Genomic DNA, 4,164 nt, shown 5'->3' with positions numbered 1-4,164 from the left:
TCGTAACATGTGGACCAGACCGACCGTGCGTCGGATCCCGTCCGAAGGATGGTTCCCGTGGGTGACATCGGCGCTCCCGAACTGATCATCATCATCCTGGTCGTCGTCGTCCTGTTCGGCTCGAAGCGGCTGCCCGACGCCGCCCGTTCCCTGGGCCGCTCCCTGCGGATCTTCAAGTCCGAGATCAAGGGCCTGCACGACGACGAGGCGCCGGCCCCTACCGCGACCGTTGCCGCGGCGCCCACCCAGGTCACCGGCCCCGCGCCCGCCGCACCCCACACTCCGCCGTCGGCCGTCGGCCGTCGGCCGAGCCGGCCACGCCGGCCACGGGTGGATCCGGGAACCGGTCCGCCGAGGCCCGCTGAGCGTTTCCCGCGGCGAGGCCGGGCGAGTCGCGGCGGACTAGGGTGGATCTCGATGCCCCAGGATGCCCGGACGCCCCGGCGGTGAACGACGAGACCACCAGGCCGATCGCCGGCCCCCGTGCGTTACCGGCCGGCTCCGCCGGCGCGGCACAGCCGCCGGTGCCGGTCCTGGCGCCGGGCACCGATGGACAGCTCACCGCCGATCTGCTTGCTCGGGTAGGGGACTACGCCCGCGCCGCGCGTTCCACGGCGACCTGGCGGGCCTACGACAGTGACCTGCGTCAGTTCCGGGCCTGGTGTGAACGTCAGACGGTGCCGCTGTGCCCGCTGCCGGCGACCCCGGCGACGGTCGCGGGTTACCTCGCCACGCTCGCCGACGCCGGGTACAAGCCCTCGACGATCCGCCGCCGGCTCGCCGCGATCTCCGTCTCCCACCAGCTCGGTCGCCATCCCAACCCGGCGAGCGCACCGGAGGTCTGCGCCGTCTGGGACGGTATCCGCCGCACCCGCGGGGTCCGCCCGAACCGCAAGGCCGCGCTGGACACCTCCCTGCTGGCCCGGGTCGTCGCCGGGCTGCGCGACGACGACCTCGCCGACGTCCGCGACCGGGCCCTGCTGCTGATCGGATTCGCCGGCTGCCTGCGCCGCTCCGAACTCGTCGGCCTCGACGTCGCCGACCTGCTCGAGACCCCCGACGGAGTCGTCCTGACGATCCGGGCGTCGAAGACCGACCAGGAGGCCGCCGGTGCCCTGGTCGGCGTCGCCTACGGCTCCTACCGGCCGACCTGCCCGGTGCGGGCCTGGCGGGCCTGGGTGGACGCCGCCGCGCTGACCGACGGGCCGGCGTTCCGCGCGGTCAACCGGCACGGGCAGGTCGCGCCGGGGCGGCTCTACCCGGGCTCGGTGGCCCGAATCGTGCAGCGCCGGGTGGCCGCCGCCGGACTCGACCCGGCCGACTTCGCCGGGCATTCGCTGCGCTCCGGGTTCGCCACCGCCGCCGCCCGCGCCGGTGTCGCCGACCGGTCGATCATGCGCCAGGGCCGGTGGCGCTCCTCAGCGTCGCTCGACGGCTACGTCCGCGCCGGACGGCTGTTCGACCGCGACAACCCCTCCGGCCACGTCGGGCTGTGAACCCGACCGGCCTGGACCGAACCCGACCGGCCTGGGATCCGGCGTGGACGGGACCGCGCACGCGGCGTCCCCGGCATGCAGGTGCGGGTCGGGCCGGTGCGCGAGGTGGCCTTCGCCCCGGACAGCCGACTGCTGGCCACCGCCGGCGAAGCGGTGCGCGTTCAGGCGTCGCCGAGATCCTGTCCAAGGGGGAGATGGCGGTAGACGGTGGTCCGTCCGCGTCGGGTGAGCGCGGCCACCAGGTCGATCGGCACTCCGCCGGCGCGGGCGGCGCGGCGGCCTCCCACATTCTTTCCTCCGCCTCGCAGGCAGCGTCGACCGAGGCGGACAGGGCGGCCATGAGCTCATGGTGAGCCTGCGTCCACGGCGGGCGGGGCATCCACCCACCTTATGGGCGTACCAGATTGACATGCAAACACGTGGAAGATTAGCGTCTCAGATAGGTATGCGAACTGGGAATGTGATGCGTCTGTCGCGGCATTGCCGCATTCTGGCCCTACCCGAGCATCCGAAGGGACCTCATGATGGCCAGATACACCTGCACGTACTGCGGTATCACCTCGGACCGGGTCGCCACCAAGGCCGAGGCGTCCCATCTGCTCGCCACCCACATGCAGGTCCGCCACGGCGGGCTGGGCCGCGGCCCCCAACCGGCCGCCATCCCGCGGACCGGTTCACGTCGCGTCCGGCGCCGCTGACAGTCCCGCACCGCCCTTCGTCCCGCTCGCCCACGGATCCGGATCCGGGGCCGGGGCACCGGCGGCGGCCGGTAGTGCTCAGGCGGCCGGCGACGGAGCGGCCAGTCCGATCAGCCGGTGCACACGCAACGGGACGGGCCTGCCCTGCACGACGAGGGGATCCGCCTCGCTCGCGGTGACGCTGTCCCGGACGAGATGATAAGTGGTGCCGCCGATGAAGATCTCGCCGGCGGGCGCGGCGTGTTCCAACCGGGAGGCGACGTTCACCGGGTCGCCACTGACGCCACCGGCACTCACGCCGCCACCGGCGACGGTGACCTCGCCGGTGTTGATCCCGATCCGCACGCGCAGCCTCAGGTCCCGGTTGTGGTGCCGTTCGGTGTTGAGCGCCTCCGTCGCGGCCCGAATCTCAAGGGCGGCGTGGACGGCGCGCTGCGCGCCGTCCACGTGCGGCTCGGGAACGCCGAACACCGCGAACGCGGCGTCCCCGATGAATCTCTCGACCGAGCCGCCATGCGTGGAGACGATGGTGCGCACGAGGGTGAACGCCCGCCGCAGGACCTCCTGCAGCGATTCCGGGTCGATTCCTCTGCCGATGTCGGTGGTCCCGGTGATGCCCACGAACATGCTCGTGGCGGTGATGCAGGCGTCCCGTTCCGGGTCCTGCCGGATGTCGCCGGTATCCTCGCGTGCCATGGTCCCATCCTGACGCGCCATCCCGCCGGTGAAGACGTGATTTCCGCGCCGTGACCCGACCGGGGGATCGGACCCGGCGCCGGCGACGACTGGTCCGCCGGTCAGCGGCGGCGTGGGGAACGAGGCGACCGAGGGGAACGCGGCGACCGCCGCGGCCGGGCCGCGCTGGGCGACGACGAGGGGATCGGCACCGTCCCGGGCCCGGGGCCCGAGCCCGCCACGGGGTGCGTTCTGGGGTCCGGCCGCGTCGGGTCCGCCGTGCGCGTCCAGTGCACGGGACGGGTCAGAGCCGGGGGCAGCGCCGTGGTGGCGTCCCCGCGGGCGGCGTCGAGCTGGGCCTGAACGACGTGGCGCCGTGCAGGTCGGTGTCGCGCAGGTCAGCGCCGCGCAGATCCGCGCCGATCAGGAGGGTTCCCTGCAGCGCCGCGCCGCGCAGGTCCGCCCCGGCGAGGTTCGCGCCGAGCAGGTCGGCGCCGCGGGGGCGCCGCCGGGGACGCCTGTTCCCGGCACCGCCCGGCAGCTCGGCGCGGACCAGGTCGCTGGCCTGCAGCAACAGCAGATGGACCGCCTGACGCAGCGCGGGGACGTCCACGGCGAGCAGCGTGTCGGCGTCGGCGCAGGTCAGCAGCATGGTGCGGGCGCGGGCGTCATGCAGCTCGGCGTGCAGCGGGGCGGCTCAGCGCCTCGCTCAGATACCACAGCAGCTCGTGCAGCGTCCGCATGACCGCGAAGACATCGAACATCTGCCGGGCACTGTCCGGGGCCGCCCGCCAGTCCCGCCCGCCGTAGGTGACCTGGCAGACCTGCTGCCCGGCGCCGAAGCAGTCATACACGGCGCAGCCGCGGAACCCCCGCGGCCGCAGCTGCTCGTGGACGGCACAGCGGAAGCCCGCGTTCAGGTTGGGGCAGGCCGTGCCGGCGGGTTTGTCAATCGCGAAGTCCACCGAGGCGGAGAACGCCGGTGCCACGCAGCACAGCGCGAAACAGCGCCCGCAGTCGGCACGCAGCCGGCCGCGGGCGTCCCCGGTGATTCCCGCGGCGGGATCGAGATCGTCGGGCAAGGTGTGTGCCCTTCTGAACGTCGACGGGAGACATCATTCTGACAGACGCGACCGCGGAGGATGACGTCGCCACCCCCGTGTCCACCGGCCTCGGGCTGGCCGGGATACCAGTTCGCCCGCGATCCTCGCCCACGACCAGTGCCGGTTCAACGAGCACAGGGCGTCTGGTCAGCGGTCAGCGGTCAGCACCCAGTGGTCATCTGGGTGGGAGGG

At 73.4% G+C, this 4,164-nt stretch carries 7 protein-coding genes; 3 read left to right on the top strand and 4 right to left on the bottom strand.

The features are described 5' to 3' along the window. Positions 1 to 48: 48 nt before the first annotated feature. Positions 49 to 450: a Sec-independent protein translocase subunit TatA gene (tatA, locus tag AC08ON_RS07010; protein ID WP_476616656.1), complete on the top strand. Its 402-nt coding sequence runs from the start codon at positions 49 to 51 to the stop codon at positions 448 to 450. Then, positions 447 to 1,496 carry a site-specific integrase gene (locus AC08ON_RS07005; protein ID WP_476608229.1) on the top strand — a complete coding sequence of 350 codons (1,050 nt, stop codon included), beginning with the start codon at positions 447 to 449 and terminating at the stop codon, positions 1,494 to 1,496. Before tatA ends, AC08ON_RS07005 begins: the two co-directional genes overlap by 4 nt. Before the next feature lie 161 nt (positions 1,497 to 1,657). On the opposite strand, the gene AC08ON_RS07000 is transcribed toward AC08ON_RS07005, so the two are convergent. Next, entirely contained in the window at positions 1,658 to 1,783 is a 126-nt protein-coding gene (locus AC08ON_RS07000) for a hypothetical protein (protein ID WP_476608230.1), read from the bottom strand. Between the two features lie 234 nt (positions 1,784 to 2,017). Between AC08ON_RS07000 and AC08ON_RS06995 the strand changes: the two genes are divergently transcribed. Further along, positions 2,018 to 2,194: a hypothetical protein gene (locus AC08ON_RS06995; protein WP_023841343.1), complete on the top strand. Its 177-nt coding sequence runs from the start codon at positions 2,018 to 2,020 to the stop codon at positions 2,192 to 2,194. Between the two features lie 78 nt (positions 2,195 to 2,272). On the opposite strand, the gene AC08ON_RS06990 is transcribed toward AC08ON_RS06995, so the two are convergent. The 3 genes from AC08ON_RS06990 to AC08ON_RS06980 form a co-directional block, all read right to left on the bottom strand. Next, positions 2,273 to 2,890, bottom strand: coding sequence for an adenylate/guanylate cyclase domain-containing protein (locus AC08ON_RS06990; RefSeq protein ID WP_476608231.1), 618 nt, complete (start codon positions 2,888 to 2,890; stop codon positions 2,273 to 2,275). A gap of 283 nt (positions 2,891 to 3,173) precedes the next feature. Further along, entirely contained in the window at positions 3,174 to 3,521 is a 348-nt protein-coding gene (locus AC08ON_RS06985) for a pentapeptide repeat-containing protein (RefSeq protein ID WP_476608232.1), read from the bottom strand. 16 nt (positions 3,522 to 3,537) lie between these two features. Beyond that, positions 3,538 to 3,951 (bottom strand): hypothetical protein, encoded by a 414-nt coding sequence (locus AC08ON_RS06980; RefSeq protein WP_476608233.1) that lies wholly within the window; start codon positions 3,949 to 3,951, stop codon positions 3,538 to 3,540. Positions 3,952 to 4,164 lie beyond the last annotated feature (213 nt).

The organism is Frankia sp. CoWAU3 (assembly GCF_977971855.1).
Note: the sequence above shows the minus strand (reverse complement) of the source record. Positions and strands in the feature narration are given on the sequence as shown.

Excerpts from the sequence above, each read along its gene's own strand:
- tatA (WP_476616656.1), top strand. The coding sequence starts at position 49 with ATGGTTCCCGTGGGTGACATCGGCGCTCCCGAACTGATCATCATCATC.
- AC08ON_RS06995 (WP_023841343.1), top strand. The coding sequence starts at position 2,018 with ATGATGGCCAGATACACCTGCACGTACTGCGGTATCACCTCGGACCGG.
- AC08ON_RS06990 (WP_476608231.1), bottom strand. The coding sequence starts at position 2,890 with ATGGCACGCGAGGATACCGGCGACATCCGGCAGGACCCGGAACGGGAC.
- AC08ON_RS06985 (WP_476608232.1), bottom strand. The coding sequence starts at position 3,521 with ATGCTGCTGACCTGCGCCGACGCCGACACGCTGCTCGCCGTGGACGTC.